The organism is Microbacterium sp. BH-3-3-3 (assembly GCF_007679045.1).
Lineage (GTDB): Bacteria > Actinomycetota > Actinomycetes > Actinomycetales > Microbacteriaceae > Microbacterium > Microbacterium algihabitans.
Genome location: NZ_VEFS01000003.1, coordinates 119,137 through 135,296 on the forward strand (window position 1 = coordinate 119,137; position 16,160 = coordinate 135,296).

Here is a 16,160-nt window from a genome sequence, read left to right on the forward strand (position 1 = left end):
AAGAGCGGGCGTCGTGGCAGCTTTCACAGAGGATGCTCAGACAGGCGCCGTTCCCCGTTCGTTCACCAACGCCACAGCAGCGTCGGCGCGGTCGGTCACGAGGCCGTCGACACCCGCGTCGAGCAGCCGCGCCATGTCGGACTCGTCGTTGACCGTCCACACGTGCACCTCGACGCCGGCCGCATGCGCGTCGCGCAGCAGACCCGGCGTCACGAGCCGCAGCGGCCCCTGTTTCTCGGGGATCTGCAGAGCGTCGACATCGGCCAGCAGCGCCCGTACACGGCGGGTCTGGTGCAGTGCGCGCGCCGCGACCAGACGCGCGATCGTCGCCGAACCGGGGGAGGTGGCCGGGCGCTGGGCGGCTCCGGCCGTGGCCGCGGCGCGCAGTGCCTCGAGGCGTCGCTCGTCGGAGAAGCTGGTCACCAGAACGCGCTCCGCGTGAGGGGCGACGAGTCGACCGACGCCCTCGGCCGCGGCCGCAGCCTTCACGTCGAGGTTGAACCTCACCTCGGGGAACGCCTCGAGCGCCTGCGCGAGGGTGCTCAAGCCGCCGCGGTCGGCCATCAGCTCTTCGAGCTCGTGCACGCGCACGTCGGCGATCGCCCGCGGGTCGCCCGCGACGCGCTGCAGGTCGTCGTCGTGGAACAGCACGACCACGCCATCCGCGGTCAGGTGGCAGTCCGACTCGACGTACACCGCGCCGGCGGCGTGGGCCTCGGCCACCGCCGCGAAGGAGTTCTCGGCGATGCCGAGGGCCGCGGCATCCGGAGTCACGAGGCCCCGATGGGCCAGCACACGCGGAGCGTCGGGGGAGAGGTAGGGATGCCGCGTCATCAGGGTGCGGAGGGGCGCGGTGCGACCGCGGGGGAGTCGCCGTCGCCGGTGCGCGAGGCGAACGCCCCCGAGATGCCCTTGAGGGCCTCGGTGAACTCGCTCGGGATGATCCACAGCTTGCTCGAGGCGCTGTCGCTGATCTTCGGCAGCGTCTGCAGGTACTGGTAGGCGAGCAGCTTGTCGTCGGGCCGACCCTCGTGGATCGCCGTGAACACCGAGTGGATGGCCTCGGCCTCGCCTTGCGCGCGCAGGACCGCGGCCTGCTTGTCGCCCTCGGCCTCGAGGATCGCGGCTTGACGCCGGCCCTCGGCTTCGAGGATCTGGGACTGCTTCGAGCCCTCGGCGGTCAGGATCGCGGCACGGCGGTCGCGTTCGGCCCTCATCTGCTTCTCCATCGAGTCCTGGATCGAGAGGGGAGGATCGATCGCCTTGAGCTCGACGCGTCCTACCCGGATGCCCCATTTTCCCGTGGCTTCGTCGAGGACCACGCGCAACTGGCCGTTGATGTTGTCGCGGCTGGTCAACGCCTGCTCGAGGTTGAGGCCACCCACGACGTTGCGCAGCGTCGTGGTCGTCAGCTGCTCGACCGCGCCGAGGTAGTTGGCGATCTCATAGGTCGCTGCGCGCGCGTCGGTGACCTGGAAGTAGACGACCGTGTCGATCGAGACGACCAGGTTGTCTTCGGTGATCACCGGCTGCGGCGGGAACGAGACGACCTGCTCGCGCATGTCGAGCAGCGGCCGCACGCGGTCGACGAGGGGGACGACGAGGTTCAGGCCGGGCGAGAGCGTCTTGTGGTACTTGCCGAGGCGCTCGACCACCCCCGCGCGGGCCTGCGGGATGATGCGGATCGAGCGGAACAGCACCACGATGACGAAGACCGCCACCACGATCGCGAGCACCCAGCCGATCGTGACGGGGATGAGAGTGTCGATGTTCATCGCGGCCTCCTAGTCGCTGGCGGTGTCGTGGGCGCGCTGCTGCGTGGGGCGCACGACGGCGGTGGCGCCGTCGATGCGGACGACCTCGACGCGCGTGGCGGGGTCGATCCGGGTGTCGCTCTCGGCCCGTGCGGTCCAGACGTCGCCGTTGGCGAGCTTGACCTGCCCCGAGACCGACGGGGACATGCGCGAGAGCACGAGACCCTCGAGGCCGAGCAGGGCCTCGACGTTGGACGGGCGGGTGTCGGCGCCGCGGTGCAGGCGTCGCAGCAGCGGCGGCCGCAGGAACGTCAGCAGCGCACCGGCGGCGAGGGCGGCCAGAATCACCTGGAGCCACAGCGGTGCGCCCACCAGGTCGGCGGCCAGACCCACCACGCTGCCCACGGACAGCATGAGGAACGTCAGCTCACCGGTGAGCATTTCGACGACCAGGAAGACCAGGATCAACACGAGCCACCCGATCCAGGCCCACGTGTCGAAAGTGGAGAGAACGTCCATGTCGCACCTCCTGAGGCTGAACGTAGCACCGGGGTACGACACCGGGGCCGCTTCTCAACCACCCCACAGACTGCGTCACCCGAGACGGTGGCGAGGCGGTCGGTAGGCTGGGGAGTCGATCTTTCGAATCGTCAGGAGTACTTCCGTGTCTCAGACCCTCCCGTCCGGCTCGCTGAGCGGCAAGACCGCCCTCGTCACCGGTTCGTCGCGCGGCATCGGCGCCGACACCGTCCGCTACTTCGCCGAGGCCGGCGCGAACGTCGTCATCAACTTCCGCAACAAGGCGCCCCGCGCCGAGAAGCTCGCCACGCAGCTGCGCGAGCTCGGCGTCGAGGCCCTGGTGGTCGGCGCCGACCTCACCGATCCCGAGTCGGTGAAGGCGATGTTCGACGAGGTCGAGCGCACCTTCGGCGGCCTCGACATCCTCGTGCTCAACGCCTCGGGCGGCATGGAGTCGGGCATGGCCGAGGACTACGCTCTGCTGCTCAACCGCGACGCGCAGGTCAACGTGCTCGAGACGGCCCTGCCGCTGTTGAAGGACGACGCGCGCGTGGTCTTCGTCACCAGCCACCAGGCGCACTTCATCCGCACCACGCCGACCATGCCCGAGTACGAGCCGGTCGCCCTGTCGAAGCGCGCCGGCGAAGACGCCCTGCGCGAGAAGATCCCCGCCCTCGAAGAGCGCGGCATCGGCTTCACCGTGGTCTCGGGCGACATGATCGAGGGCACCATCACGGCCACCCTGCTCGAGCGCGCGAACCCCGGCGCCATCTCGGCCCGCCGCGAAGACGCCGGCAAGCTCTACAACGTGTCGGAGTTCGCCGCCGAGGTGGCCCGCGCCGCGGTCGACCCGGTGCCCGCCGACAACACCCGCCTCGTCGGAGACACGGGTTCGTTCGGAGGCGAGTGAGCATGCGGCCGACCGACATCGAGACACTGACCGGGGTCGGTCGGCCCACGATCGCCGCCTCCGGGGCCTTCGCGGTCTTCGCGACCTCGCGCCCCGACCTCGCCGCCGACCGCACGGTCGGGCAGCTCTGGCGGGTCGACCTGCCCGCCGGCTCGCCCCGCCGTCTCACGCGCGGTGTCGCCGACACGGCTCCACGCCTGTCGCCCGACGACGCGACGATCGCGTTCCTGCGCGCCGACGACAAGGGCCGCGCGCAGGTCTTCGTGGTCGCCGCGTCCGGGGGCGAGCCCGTGCAGGTCACCGATCAGCCCGGGGGAGTGACCGCTCTGGCGTTCTCCCCCGACGGCAGCCGCCTCGCCTTCACCGCGCGCGTGCCCGAACCCGGCCGCTACGGCACGGTGGAGGGGCGGGATGCCGCGGCCGAGCCGCCGCGCCGCATCACCGGCATCCGCTGGCACGCCAACGGGCTGGGCTACCTTGATCGTCCCGCGCAGCTGTTCGTCGTCGACGTGCCCGCGACCGACGCAGAGCCGTTCTACTTGCCGGCGCCGGCCCTCGAGACGCCCGAGAAGCGCATCGTGCCCGAGCCCGCCGCCCAGCTCACCCACGGCGAGACGAGCTGGGGAGGCGTGGCGTGGAGCGCCGACGGCGCGGAGCTGCTGAGCGTTCCCGACGTCATCGAGACCGCGCGGCGCGACCTGCGCGACCGGGTGGTCGCCGTGGCCGTCGACAGCGGAGAGCAGCGCGAGGTGCTCAGCACGGCCGAGAACCTGTCGGTGTCGGAGGTGTCGGTCGCTCCGGACGGAGCGGTGTTCCTCCTTGCGCACGACGTGGGCGAGAGCGGGGCCGATTTCGTGGCACCGGGCGTCGCCCTGTTCGCCCTCGAGCCCGACGGACCCCATGCGCTGACGGATGCCGAGTCGATCGACCTCGGCGAGGTGGGGAGCCACCTCTCATTCGACGGCGACGACGTGCTCGTGCAGGACCGCACCCGCGGTCGGGTCCGCCTGCTGCGCGTCACGCGCACCGGCGCGGTGACCGAGGTGCTGGGCGGAGACCTCGAGGTGAACGGCCACGCCGTCGCGCACGGCCGGGTCGTGGCATCCGTCGCCTCTCCCGAATCAGCGGGCGAGCTGGTGCTGCTCGAGGGACGCGAGGTGCGGGCGCTGACGCACTTCGGCGCGGGCGCGGCCGAACGCGGTGTCGTCGTGCCCGTCGAGCACGAGATCACCGGCCGCGACGGCTCGCCCGTGCACGGGTGGGTCGCCGTTCCCGAGGGCGAGGGGCCGTTCCCCGTGATCCTGCAGATCCACGGCGGCCCCTACGCCTCGTACGGCGTGCACCTGTTCGACGAGACGCAGGTGCTCGTCGACGCCGGATACGCCGTCGTCTACAGCAACCCCCGCGGCAGCGCCGGCTACGGTCGCGCGCACGGTCGCGCGATCCGCCGCCGCATGGGAACGCTCGACTTCTTCGACGTCATGGACTTCTTCGACGGCGTGATCGCGGCCGAGTCGCGCCTCGACGCGGACCGCGTCGGGGTCATGGGCGGCTCGTACGGCGGATACCTCACCGCCTGGATCATCGCGCACGAGCACCGCTTCGCGGCCTCGATCGTCGAGCGCGGCTTCCTCGACCCGGCGGCCTTCCCGGGCTCGAGCGACATCGGATCGTTCTTCGGAGACGAGTACGTCGGCACCGATCCGCAGCTCGTCGCGGCGCAGAGCCCCATGGCCGTGGTCGACCGGGTGCGCACGCCCACGCTGGTGCTGCACTCCGAGCTCGACTACCGCTGCCCGCTCGACCAGGCGACGCGCTACTACGCGGCGCTGAAGCGCAACGGCGTCGACGCCGAGATGCTCGTCTTCCCCGGCGAAGACCACGAGCTCACGCGCTCCGGTCGTCCGCAGCACCGCGTGCAGCGTTTCGATGCGGTGCTCGACTGGTGGCGGCGGTACCTGCCGGTCGCGTGAGTCGGGAAGGGCCCGGATGCCATGGCATCCGGGCCCTCGTCGTTCCGCGTCAGACCGCTTTGCCGAACTGGATCGCCCGGACGATCTGGAAGATGCCGAGCACGATCAGCGAGAAGCCGATCAGGATGAACAGCGTGACGGCGCCGAGCAGCGGCGAGAACAGCAGCACGATGCCGGCGACGATGCTGATGATCGCGAAGAAGATCGTCCACGCCCGGGCCTTCGACTGGTGGCTCGCGGTGGTGAGCGAGACGACGCCCTCGATGATCCACAGGATGCCGACGAGCGTGCCGATGAAGACGCCGAGCCACGCGGTGGTCGCGGGGAGGTTCGCGAACGAGAAGATGCCGGCGACGATGAACAGGACGCCGAGCACGATGTAGCCGATGCGCGCCCAGCCCGAGCGCCAGAACAGGCCGATTCCGATGTTCACGAGGCCCGCGATGATGACGTAGACGGCGATGATGCCGACGGCCACCTGGGCGGTGCGACCCGGCCAGATGAGGATGATCAGGCCGATCACGAGCGAGAGGGCTCCGCTGACGGCGAGCGCGGTGCGCACGGCTCCGACGGCGGGGTTGGTCGTTGACGAGGGCGACATGGCGAGCCTTTCTGTGCGAACGCTGGGAACAGTGCTCACCCTAGACCCGAAGGTGAAACTTCGCGGGTCCGTCGACGCACGCCGTCACGCCCCGCGCGGACGTCAGGCGGGGGAGTGCTCGAGCAGCAGCGCGACCGCGAACAGCACCGGCAGGCAGCCGATGGTCGAGATGAACACGACGTCGCGTGAGAGGATCTCGCCCACCCCGTACCGCTGGGCGAAGTTGAACACGTTCTGCGCGGTCGGCAGCGCCGCGAGCACCACGACGATGAACACCTGGTCGGCCGGCAGACCGAACAGCGTCGCGACGAGCCACGCCAGTGCGGGCATCGCCACGAGCTTGAGAGCCGAGGCGATGACGACGTCGACGCGGCGCCCCGGTTCGGTGAGCACTCGCTGGCCGTACAGCGACATGCCGTACGACATCAGCAGCACCGGCACGCACGCACCGGCGATCAACTGGAGCGGGTCGAACACGATCGGCGGCAGGTCGATGCCCAGCAGCGCCACGAGCACGCCGAGGGCCGAGCCGATGAGCATCGGGTTCTTCGTCGTCTGCAGCAGGATGCGTCCGATGTTGCGCGAGCCCGAGGTCGCGGCATCCAGGATCGACAGGGCTATCGGCATGAGGATCAGCAACTGGAACAGGATCACCGGCGCGCTGTAGGCCGCGTTGCCGAGCATGTAGAGCGAGATCGGGATGCCGATGTTGTTGCTGTTGACCTGCCCGGCCGACAGTGCGCCGATCACGGTCTCGCCCACGGGCCGGCGCAGGATCAGCGCGGACACCAGGACCGAGACCAGGATGACGCCCGCCGCGGTGATCATCGACACCGGCAGCAGCGCGGAGAACAGCGTCGCCACGTCGGCCTTCGCCAGCACCGTGAAGAGCAGGAACGGCGACAGCACGAAGAACGTCAGGCGACTCAGCACATGGCGCGCGTGAGGTCCGAGCAGGTCGATGCGGGCGATGATGTAGCCCACCACCACGGCGAGGCCGACGACCGCGAAACCGGTGAAGATCCCGCTCATGCGCCCGGCCGTTTCGGGGGAGCGCTGTGGGGAGTCATCGGTTCGAGCGTAGCGGGGGAGCGGGGGTGGGCATGACGGGGGCGGATGCCGCGGGGCGATGCCTCGCTAGCTAGTGCTGCGGCTGCGGCCGGCGCAGGATCCAGTCGAGCGTCGAATGCCAGGTCTGGCGCAGGGGACGACCCCGCCGCCACTCGCGCCAGGTGAGCAGCAGGATGATCAGGTCGAACACCGTGAGCAGCACGAGCCCGATGCTGGGTGAGACGAACAGCTCGTACACCTGGTAGACGAGGAAGGCGCCGATCGCGGCGATCGCCCACGGGTACACGCGCCGGGTGCCGAGCATCAGGGCGACGATGATGGCCAGCTTCACGACGCCGTGCAGCAGCAGGTACACGGCGAGGAAGACCACGGTGCCCGATCCGAGCTGTTTGATGCTGTGCAGCAGCGCGTTGGCGAGGACGTCGTTCGGCTCCCGCGCGAGCTCGTGCGCCGTCAGCCGCTGCGCGACGTGCAGCAGTTGACCGGGGGTCGTCACCAGCAGCACGATCGCGCCGACCAGTTCGACCAGACCGTCGAGGCCCTTCAGGGCGACGCCGATGAGGAAGACGAGATCCATCACCCGTTCGCGCACGCGCGCTCCTCTCCGGCCGGAGGTGACGGCGGTCGCCGTCAGCGCCGAGTGTAGGCCTGAGAGGGAGGAGCGGAGAGGGCGAGCGCGCAAGACCCGGCCGGTCCATATCTCCGCGGTCTAGCGTCCGCAGAATGACGACCTACGCCCCGAACCTCACCGACATCCTCGATCGCGAACCCCTCCCGGCATCCGGAATCGAGTCCGGCGACGTCGACTACGAAGCCGACGGCGTCGCCTACCGCGGATACCTGGCGCACCCGGCGGGGGAGGGGCGGCATCCGGGGATCATGGTCGTGCACGACTGGCTCGGTGTGACCGACTACGTGCGCATGCGCTGCGACATGCTCGCTCGCCTCGGCTACACGGCCTTCGCGGCGGACGTCTACGGCGCCGACGTGCGACCGGCTCCCGAGGATGCGGCCGGTGTGGCCGGCGGCTTCTACCAGGATCGCCCGCTGTGGAGGAAACGTCTGACCGAGGCCTTCGCCTCCCTGCGCGCGCAGCCGTCGGTCGACGCCGACCGCACCGCGGCGATCGGCTACTGCTTCGGCGGGTCGTCGGTGCTCGAGCTCGCCCGCACGGGCGCGGACGTCGACGCGGTTGTCAGCTTCCACGGCGGCTTGCTCACCGGCCCCGAGGGCGAGGCGGAGCAGATCACCGCGAAGCTGCTGGTGCTGCACGGCGCCGCCGACCCCGTCGCACCCGACGACGCGATGCTCGCCTTCGAGAACGACCTGCGAACGGCGCCGTCTGTCGACTGGCAGCTCGTGTCGTACGCGAATGCGATGCACGCCTTCACGCTTCCGGATGCCGATGCCCCCGAGCACGGCGCACAGTTTCAGGCGACCGCCGAGCGGCGCAGCTGGGCCGCGATGAAGGCGTTCCTCGCGGAGGTGTTCGAACCCCGGGCGTGACGGGATTCGCCCGCCACGGTTCGCCGGAGCGGTCCGTGGCGGGCGAGTCGGGACGTGCCGGCGTCAGGCGGCGCGCGACGCGGCGAGGGTGCGCCCGGCGGTGACGGCGGCCTGCTCGGCATCCGTCTTCAGTCCTGCCGCCACGTCGGCGAACGCGTCGAGCGCGGGATTCACCCCGACGAGGGTGAAGGGGCGGTGCACGACGGTGAGGTCGAGTCCCCACACGTCTGCGAAGACGCGGCGCAGCCAGCCGGTCGAGTGGTCCCAGCCCTCTTTCGGGCTTCCGGGCTCGTAGTTGCCGCCGAGCACCGTGACGAGGGTGGCGGGCTTGCCGCGGAGCGCGGTGCCCTGCGGGTCGATGCGCGGGTCGGTGTAGGCGAGGTCGAACCAGGTCTTCACGTGCTGCGAGACGCCGTAGTTGTACAGCGGAACGGTGAAGAGCAGGGCGTCGGCGTCGATCAGCTCGTCGGCGAGGCGGGTGCGCAGCGCGATGGCCTCACGCTGGCCGTCGGTGTGCTGGTCGGCGGGGGTGAAGCCCGAGGTCACCGCGTCGCGCCAGGCGGTGGCGGGCATCGGGTCGGCGGCGACATCGCGGCGGACGACCGTCGACGACGGGTGCGCGGCGAGCCATTCGGCCTCGACGAGATCGCCGAGCTCGCGGCTGGCAGAGGTGGCGGGCAGGATGCTGGCATCGAGACGGAACAAGGTCATGCGCTTCTCCGATCAGAGTGACTATGGAAACGATCCTGGGTCAGCTCGGCGAGTGGGCCGAAGGCAACCTGACGCGGCGCTGACGAGGTCGACGGGGCCGTGCGCGCACGGGTCGTCCGGCGGGATGTCCGGCCGCGGCGCGAAGACGGCCTCACCCGGGTGCGACCGGGGCAGAATGAGGCTTCGGGCAAACCGAACGCACGTGTGTGTCGAATGCCCGGTGAGCGATGACGCCACGAAAGGACGACATGCGACTTGCAACGGCCCTGCGACGGTTCGAGCTGGACACCCGCCCGATCCACCCCGAGACGAGACGAGCACTGGACCGCCGGTGGGCGGAGCTCCCTCCTCACGCGCAGACCCCGGGTCAACTTCTCGGTCGCAGCGCCGTCGGCTGCGAGGGGACGCACGGCGTCTTCCCCAAGTGCAACCTCACGTGCTCGCCGTGCTACCACTCGGCGGACGCCAACAAGGTGCGCATCGACGGCGAACACACCGTCGACAACGTCATCCGGCAGATGGACTTCCTGCGCGAGGTCCGCGGTCCGCGCGCGCACGCGCAGCTCATCGGCGGCGAGGTCAGCCTGCTGAGCGCCGAGGATCACGCGCGTTCGCTCCTGGCCATGCGAGCCGTCGGGCGCGAACCCATGTCGATGACCCATGGCGATTTCGATTACGACTACCTGCTCGATGTCGTGCTCGACGCCGACGGCAAGCCCCGCTTCGACAAGGTGTCGTTCGCTGCGCATTTCGACTCGCTCATGCGCGGGCGCCGCGGTGCCGTTCGCCCGCACAGCGAGGCCGAGCTGAACCCCTTCCGCGAGGCATTCGCCCGCATGTTCGTCGATCTCAAGCGCGACCACGGGGTCAGCAGCTATCTCGCGCACAACATGACGGTCACTCCCTCGAACGTCGCCGAGGTCGAGGAGGTCACTCGCGACGTCCTCGAGATGCCGTTCGACATGATGTCGTTCCAGCCCGCGGCCTTCATCGGCGATGATCGCCGCTGGCGCGAAGACTTCGGCGAGGTCACGATCGACGCGGTGTGGGAGCGCATCGAGGCCGGAGCGGGACAGAAACTGCCCTGGCAGGCCACGCAGTTCGGTGACCCGCGGTGCAATCGCTCGAGCGTCGGCGTGCGCGTCGGGAAGACCTTCGCCCCCGTGCTCGACCCCGACGACGCCAAGGACATCGCCGCGCGCGATCGGTTCCTCTCCCACTTCGGTGGGATGATCTTCGGCGGCATCCCCCGTCACGTCCTCGTGATCAAGGTCGTGCGCGCTCTCGCCGCACACCCGGGCGACATCCCTCCGCTCCTCGGCCTGATGAGTCGCGTGCTGCGTCGGGCGGGAGGCGTGCGCAAGGTCGCGGCGGCCGCGCGTCGGGGCAAGGTGTCGTTCAAGACGTTCGTGATTCACAACTTCATGGATGCCGAGCAGGTCGCCCCCGCCTGGAAGATGATGGAAGAGGGCGTCGTCGCCGACGATCCGCTGCTGCGCGAAACCCAGGAGCGCCTCGGGGCGTGCATGTACGCCATGTCCCACCCCGAGGACGGCCGCCTCGTTCCCGCCTGCGTGCAGCACTCGGTGCTCGACCCGCAGGAGAACGTCGAGCTGCCGCGCATCCTGCCGTTGCCGACCGTGCGTCCCGGCGCGACCGTCACCGCTCGTCCCTCCGGGCTCACCGCCGTGCGCGAGACCGGCACGCGGGTCGTCTGAGGCGCCCCGGCGTCCTCAGCGGGCGACGACGTGGGCGAGGGCTTCCGGCACCGACAGTACGACCTCGTCGCCGGGGCTCAGCGGCGACATCGACGGCACCTCGGCGTGCAGTTCGACGCCACCCGCTCCGACCGTCAGTTCACTTCGGGCACCCGTCGGTCGCCGCACGAGGACGATCCCGACGATGCGGAGCGAAGCCGCATCCGCGTGCTCGTCCACCCGCACGTCCTCCTGTCGGAAGAGGAGGGTCGCAGGGCCCTCGTCGACCCCGGCGGCGGCGATCTCGCCGAGCACACTGCGGTGGACGCCGTTGCGCACTCGACCGGGGACGGCGTTGCGTCCGCCCATCAGCTCGGCGGCGCGCACGCTCCCGGGCCGTCGATAGGCGTCGGCGACGGTGCCCTCGTGCAGCAGTCGTCCGTGCTCGACCAGAGCGATGCGATCGGCCACGCGCGCGGCTTCGTCGCGATCGTGCGTGACGAGCAGGATCGTGGGCGCGACATCGGCGCGCACCGCTTCGAGAAGTTCGTGCATGTCGGCTCGAAGGGCCGGGTCGAGGGCACTGAATGGCTCGTCGAGCAGCAGCACGGCCGGCTCGGCGGCGAGAGCACGGGCGATCGCGACGCGTTGCTCCTGCCCGCCCGATAGCTCGCCGACGCGGCGACGGCCGTAACCCGTCAGTCGCACCGTGTCGAGGTAGCGTTCGGCTCGCTCGCGGGCGCGGGCCCGTGGCATTCCGGCGACGCGGTCCGAGAAGGCGACATTGTCGAGAACCGACAGGTGCGGGAACAGCAGCGATCGTTGGAACACCATCCCCACGCCGCGACGTTCGGCGGCGACGGCGGCGACGTCACGTCCCGCGATCGACACGCTGCCCTGGTCGGGGGTCTCGAGCCCCGCGATGACGCGGAGCAGGGTGGACTTGCCCGACCCGCTGGGGCCGAGCACGGCCGTGCAGGTGCCCGCGGTGACCGTCAGTGAAAGGTCGTCGAGGGCCGGGTTCGGAGACGCGGCGAAGGTCTTGGTCAGGCCCGTCAGGACCAGGTCGGTGCTCATGCCACCATCTCTTTCACGGGAAGGGCTCGACGCCGACGCCCGAAGGCCAGCACACCGAGCAGGAGGAGAACGGGCGGAGCGACCGCCGACAGCGACATCAGCGAGACGGCGGCGTCGTTACCCAGGCCAGCAGCCGCCGAGGCGACGACGAGCGGCAGAGTGACGACCTCTCCGCCTCCGACGATGAGGGTGACGATGTAGTCGCTCCACGCGACGAGGAACGCCAGGAACGCGGCCCGAGCGAGGGCGGGCGCGATGAGGGGCAGCTGCACACGGCGGAAGACCTGCAGCCGCCCGGCGCCGAGCAACCGCGCCTCCTCCTCGTACGAGCGGTCGTACGCGCCGTACGCGGTGCGCATCACGAAGGCCGTGTAGGGCAGGGCCATGACCGTGAGCACCATCGCGACGCCGATCACAGAGGGCACATGCGCGCGCAGCAGCACGACGTTGACGCCGAGCACGGCCGCGAACGGTGGAAGGGCGATGGGGGCGAGCAGCAGCACCGAGACGGCACGCGCTGCGGGAACGGCACCGAAGGTGAGCGCTCGAGCAGCGAGGGCGCCGATCGCGGTGGCCGCGATGGCCACGACGACGCCGAGCACGAGCGAGCGGCCGAGGGCGGGGAGTGCGCCGAAGGCGATCGCCGCATCGACCGAGCGCACCCCCACGGCCGTCGGCAGGGGGGCGGGGACACTCCAGCTGTCGGCGAACGACCACAGCAGGAGGGGCAGGAGGGGCAGCGCGAACCACACCACGAGCGCGACGGCGAGCGCGCGGCGCACCACCTTCCCGGCGCCGCGCGATCGGGTCAGAGGGCTGTCCACCGAGGTCATCGCCACGTCGCCGTCCGCCGGAGCGCGGCGAAGGTGAGGGCGACCGCGCCGAGCGCCAGCACGCAGGTGACCAGCGCGACCGCCGCGGCCTCGTTCCGCGCATCGAGGGACACCCCCTGGAACAGCCGAACCGCCAGGACGGGTAGCGGTTCGGGGGAGGTGCGGCCCAGCAACCAGAGGATTTCGTACGAGCCCAGCGCGTAGACGAAGCTGATCGCCGCTCCGATGACGATCGTGGGCGCCGTCAGCGGCAGCAGCACATGGCGGAACCGCTGTGCACGTCCCGCGCCCAGGAGCGCTGCGGTCTCGTCGTACGTCTGGATGCGGGTGGCGAGCGTTCCCGTGACGATGAGGGCGATGAACGCCGATTCCTTCCACGCCAGTTCGACGATCGCCGCGCCCCACAGCGGACCGCCGACCCAGGGCGCCCAGTCGTCGGGGGAGATCCCCAACAGGCGCGGGAGCACACCGGCATCCGACAGCAGCAGGCCCACGGTCGCAGCGGCGATGAGGTGGGGGATCGTCACGGTCAAGGTGCCCAACGTCGCCACGGCCCGGCTGCTGCGGGTGCGCGACACGATGACCACGGCGGCCGTCGTGCCGACGACGACCGCGACCGCCGTGGCGACGACGGCGACGCTCAGCGAGACCCCGATCGCCGCGAAGAGCTCACCGGGACGCGCGGTGAACGCCCCCGTCCCCGGCCTCGGCCGACCGACCACCGGCAGCAGGCCGAAGGCCTGAAGGGCCGTCGCTCCCACGCCACCGCCCACCACGACGAGGGCGAGGGCGACCGCGGGCAGCACCAGGACCGCCCCGAGCAGTTTCTCGCGGGTCGAGCCGGTGCGCCGGGCGACGGGCGCCCAGGTCACCGGGGCAGCACGTTCTGCCGCCAGCCGTCGTCGAGAGCCGGGACCCATTCGGCGGCGAGCTCGCCGTGGGCGTTGCGCGAGAGCTCGTCGTAGGGCGGCACGACCGGCGAGGTCGGCAGCGCATCGAAGAGTTCCCGATCCTCGGCCGACAAAGCGTCCAGATCGAGGACCGGGAACTGCCCCCACACCTCGGGCTCGGCCTTCTTCGCCTGCTGCTCGGGAGACAGCGCGACGTTCGCCACGACCATCGCGCCCGCCGCGGCGTCGGAGTTGACGGGCAGTCCGAGGAAGCTGGCGTTGCCGACGGTGCCGTCCTCGAGTGTCAGGACCTTGGTCTGAGCGGGGTAGGTTCCGTCCGCCACGAGAGCGGTGAGGGTGGCCGGGCCGTACGTCATGGTCATGTCGATCTGACGGTCCGCGAAGAGCTGCCCGAGCTCCGTCTCGTTCGCGGGATAGGTGTCGCCCCCGCGCCACAGGTGGGGGGCGAGCTCGTCGAGGCGGTTCCACAGCGCGGGCGTGAGCTCGTCGTAGGCGTCTTGCGAGAACGCGGTGGGCACCTCGTCTGCCCCGCCGGAGACGCTCGCGAGCGCCTCGCGGACGAACACCGAGCCGGTGAAATCGGGCGGCGCCGGGTAGGTGAAGCGCCCGGGGTGAGCGTCGGCCCAGTCGAGCACGCCCGCGAGGGTGGTCGGCGGATCGGCGATCGCTTCGGCGTTGTAGGCCAGCGTGAACTGCGCCTTGTGCCACGGTGCCTCGCAGCCGTCGACCGGCGTGCCGAAGTCGGATTGCAGCAGAGGGTCGTCGGCGCCGGTGCCCGCCATCGACGGGAGCAGGCCGGTCCAGCCGCAGCGCCACGCTCCGGCCTCTTTGCCCGTGCGGAAGTTGTCGCCGTTGATCCACACGAGGTCGACGCTGCCGTCGTCGCGGCCGGCCTGGAGCTCGGTGAACACGCGGTTGAGCGCGTCGCGCGTGTCGGTGACCGGAACGCGCTCGAGGGTCACCCCGTATTCGGCGACCGCGGGGGTCAGCACATCGTCGACGTAGGCGTTGCCCTGATCGTCACCGCCGTACATCCACAACTGCACGGTCTGGCCCCGGGCGGCCGAGAGAACGGCATCCCAGTCGGAGAACTCCGCCGTTTCGGGGGCGGCGGGTGCGGCGCACCCGGCGAGGGCGAAGAGGGCGGATGCCGTGGCCACGGTCATCGCGGCGAGTCGACGTCGGTGTCGAAGGGGGGTCATGAGGCTCCTCGGTCGGGACCGGCGACCGCAGGTCGCGTGCGGCTTTAGGGTATGGGGTAGCGGAGGGTGATCGATGCAACCGAGCGGAACAGACGTGCCGGCGCGCGGGGCGAAGCGCCGACCCGTCCTCCGGTTGGTGCTTCTCTTCGTGTTCGTCGCCGTCGTCGCAACGGTTGGGTTCGTCTTCATGCCGCACGACGTCGGGGAGATCCGCGCCTGGTCGAGCCAGGCCGGGTGGGCGGGCGCGGTGCTCTTCACCGTGCTCTACGCCGCGTTGACGCTCAGTCCGGCCCCGAAGAACGTTCTGGGAATCGCGGCCGGACTGGTCTGGGGCTTCCCCGTCGCCTTCGCGATGGTCTACGTGGGCGCGTTGCTGGGGGCCGCGGCGTCGTTCCTGATCGGGCGAGCGCTGGGCCGCGAGGCCGTAGAACGTTTCACGGGTGCGCGGGTGGCCCGCCTCGACGCCGCGATCGGCCGACGCGGACTCGTCGCCGTCTTGAGTGCACGGCTCATTCCGGTCATTCCGTTCACCCTCATCAACTACGGCGCGGGCCTGACCTCGGTTCGTCGGCGCGACTACGCGATCGGCACCGCGGTGGGCATTCTTCCGGGATCCGCCGCGTACGTCGCCCTCGGTGCGTTCGGTTGGGAGCTCGGTCCCGAGTTCTGGGTCGCGCTGGCCGCCGTCGGCGTGTTGCTGGCGGGAGGACTCGTCGTGGGGGCCGTCGTTCGGCGTCGCCGCAGCGCCGGAGCGCCCGATGCTTGACCGCACCATGCGCGCCGCGCTCTCCGCTCCGTTGGAGGCCGCAGCGGCGGCCCTCGATCGTCCGGGCATCACGCCCGATCGGCTGACGGTCGCGGGGCTCGTCCTCGCCCTCATCTCAGCGGGGGCCGCAGCGGCGCAGTGGTGGGGGGCGGCGGTTGTGCTGTGGCTGCTCTCTCGCGTCGCGGACGGGCTCGACGGCACCCTCGCGCGCCGGCGCCGCGCCCGAGGCCGGGGGAGTGAGAGCCACGCCGGGGGATTCCTCGACATCGCCGCCGACTTCATCGCCTACGGAGTGGGCGTCTTCGGCGTCGCGTGGGGGGCGACGGCGGCGTACGGGGCGCCGTGGTGGCCGTTCCTGCTCGTGCTGGTCGCGTACTACGTCAACGGCACCGCCTTCCTGGCGTTCTCGTCGATCGCCGAACGCACCGGTCGTCAGCTGGACGATGGCCGATCCCTGTCGTTCCTCGGACGCATCGCGGAAGGCACCGAGACGATCATCGTGCACTCCCTCTGGCTCATCCTGCCGTTCTGGGCGTGGCAGATCGCCTTGGTGTGGAGCCTGTTCGTCGGGATCAGCGCCGCGCAACGCGTCGTGACCGGCTACCGCCTGCTGCGGTGACGATCGCCGA

17 protein-coding genes are annotated in these 16,160 nt (G+C 70.7%); 6 read left to right on the plus strand and 11 right to left on the minus strand.

Annotated elements, in window-relative coordinates; all coding sequences use genetic code 11:
• Positions 1–36 precede the first annotated feature (36 nt).
• From FS769_RS10905 to FS769_RS10915, 3 genes are read right to left on the minus strand one after another with little or no spacing between them, the layout of a single operon-like run.
• The gene (locus FS769_RS10905) at positions 37–834 is read right to left on the minus strand and encodes a glycerophosphodiester phosphodiesterase family protein (RefSeq protein WP_144833337.1); all 798 of its coding nucleotides are present in this window, start codon (positions 832–834) and stop codon (positions 37–39) included.
• On the minus strand, positions 834–1,775 hold the full coding sequence (locus FS769_RS10910) for an SPFH domain-containing protein (RefSeq protein ID WP_144833339.1): 942 nt from the start codon (positions 1,773–1,775) through the stop codon (positions 834–836). Before FS769_RS10910 ends, FS769_RS10905 begins: the two co-directional genes overlap by 1 nt.
• 9 nt (positions 1,776–1,784) lie before the next feature.
• A complete protein-coding gene (locus FS769_RS10915) occupies positions 1,785–2,273 on the minus strand; it encodes an NfeD family protein (protein ID WP_144833341.1) in 489 nt (162 codons plus the stop codon).
• A gap of 145 nt (positions 2,274–2,418) precedes the next feature.
• Here FS769_RS10915 and FS769_RS10920 point away from each other — a divergent pair, with 145 nt between their 5' ends.
• Together FS769_RS10920 and FS769_RS10925 are read left to right on the plus strand one after the other, a co-directional pair.
• On the plus strand, positions 2,419–3,183 hold the full coding sequence (locus tag FS769_RS10920; RefSeq protein WP_144833343.1) for an SDR family oxidoreductase: 765 nt from the start codon (positions 2,419–2,421) through the stop codon (positions 3,181–3,183).
• A gap of 2 nt (positions 3,184–3,185) precedes the next feature.
• On the plus strand, positions 3,186–5,156 hold the full coding sequence (locus FS769_RS10925; protein ID WP_144833345.1) for a S9 family peptidase: 1,971 nt from the start codon (positions 3,186–3,188) through the stop codon (positions 5,154–5,156).
• Between the two features lie 49 nt (positions 5,157–5,205).
• Here the strand turns inward: FS769_RS10925 and FS769_RS10930 are convergent, their stop codons facing one another.
• From FS769_RS10930 to FS769_RS10940, 3 genes are all read right to left on the minus strand, one after another.
• Positions 5,206–5,757, minus strand: coding sequence for an HdeD family acid-resistance protein (locus tag FS769_RS10930; RefSeq protein ID WP_144833347.1), 552 nt, complete (start codon positions 5,755–5,757; stop codon positions 5,206–5,208).
• A 102-nt stretch (positions 5,758–5,859) separates the two neighbouring features.
• On the minus strand, positions 5,860–6,789 hold the full coding sequence (locus FS769_RS10935; protein ID WP_144833349.1) for an AEC family transporter: 930 nt from the start codon (positions 6,787–6,789) through the stop codon (positions 5,860–5,862).
• Between the two features lie 109 nt (positions 6,790–6,898).
• Entirely contained in the window at positions 6,899–7,420 is a 522-nt protein-coding gene (locus tag FS769_RS10940; RefSeq protein ID WP_260979746.1) for a DUF2127 domain-containing protein, read from the minus strand.
• Positions 7,421–7,551: 131 nt separating this feature from the next.
• Here FS769_RS10940 and FS769_RS10945 point away from each other — a divergent pair, with 131 nt between their 5' ends.
• Positions 7,552–8,334, plus strand: coding sequence for a dienelactone hydrolase family protein (locus FS769_RS10945; protein ID WP_144833351.1), 783 nt, complete (start codon positions 7,552–7,554; stop codon positions 8,332–8,334).
• A gap of 63 nt (positions 8,335–8,397) precedes the next feature.
• Here FS769_RS10945 and FS769_RS10950 read toward each other — a convergent pair whose 3' ends face one another.
• A complete protein-coding gene (locus FS769_RS10950; protein ID WP_144833353.1) occupies positions 8,398–9,045 on the minus strand; it encodes an FMN-dependent NADH-azoreductase in 648 nt (215 codons plus the stop codon).
• Positions 9,046–9,293: 248 nt separating this feature from the next.
• On the opposite strand from FS769_RS10950, the gene FS769_RS10955 reads away from it, so the two are divergent.
• Positions 9,294–10,763, plus strand: coding sequence for a radical SAM domain-containing protein (locus FS769_RS10955; protein WP_186325517.1), 1,470 nt, complete (start codon positions 9,294–9,296; stop codon positions 10,761–10,763).
• Between the two features lie 15 nt (positions 10,764–10,778).
• Here FS769_RS10955 and FS769_RS10960 read toward each other — a convergent pair whose 3' ends face one another.
• Genes FS769_RS10960 through FS769_RS10975 form a run of 4 tightly spaced genes read right to left on the minus strand, consistent with a single transcriptional unit; the run spans position 10,779 to position 14,765 of the window.
• The gene (locus FS769_RS10960) at positions 10,779–11,819 is read right to left on the minus strand and encodes an ABC transporter ATP-binding protein (protein ID WP_144833355.1); all 1,041 of its coding nucleotides are present in this window, start codon (positions 11,817–11,819) and stop codon (positions 10,779–10,781) included.
• The gene (locus FS769_RS10965) at positions 11,816–12,652 is read right to left on the minus strand and encodes an ABC transporter permease (protein WP_144833357.1); all 837 of its coding nucleotides are present in this window, start codon (positions 12,650–12,652) and stop codon (positions 11,816–11,818) included. Before FS769_RS10965 ends, FS769_RS10960 begins: the two co-directional genes overlap by 4 nt.
• Positions 12,649–13,524, minus strand: a complete 876-nt coding sequence (locus FS769_RS10970) for an ABC transporter permease subunit (protein ID WP_260979747.1) — start codon at positions 13,522–13,524, stop codon at positions 12,649–12,651. The genes FS769_RS10965 and FS769_RS10970 overlap by 4 nt, the downstream gene beginning before the upstream one ends.
• Positions 13,521–14,765, minus strand: a complete 1,245-nt coding sequence (locus tag FS769_RS10975; RefSeq protein ID WP_222123930.1) for an ABC transporter substrate-binding protein — start codon at positions 14,763–14,765, stop codon at positions 13,521–13,523. Before FS769_RS10975 ends, FS769_RS10970 begins: the two co-directional genes overlap by 4 nt.
• Positions 14,766–14,901: 136 nt before the next feature.
• Here FS769_RS10975 and FS769_RS10980 point away from each other — a divergent pair, with 136 nt between their 5' ends.
• Both FS769_RS10980 and FS769_RS10985 read left to right on the plus strand, forming a co-directional pair.
• A complete protein-coding gene (locus tag FS769_RS10980; RefSeq protein ID WP_230704924.1) occupies positions 14,902–15,531 on the plus strand; it encodes a TVP38/TMEM64 family protein in 630 nt (209 codons plus the stop codon).
• On the plus strand, positions 15,524–16,150 hold the full coding sequence (locus FS769_RS10985) for a CDP-alcohol phosphatidyltransferase family protein (RefSeq protein WP_144833361.1): 627 nt from the start codon (positions 15,524–15,526) through the stop codon (positions 16,148–16,150). The genes FS769_RS10980 and FS769_RS10985 overlap by 8 nt, the downstream gene beginning before the upstream one ends.
• Positions 16,151–16,160 lie beyond the last annotated feature (10 nt).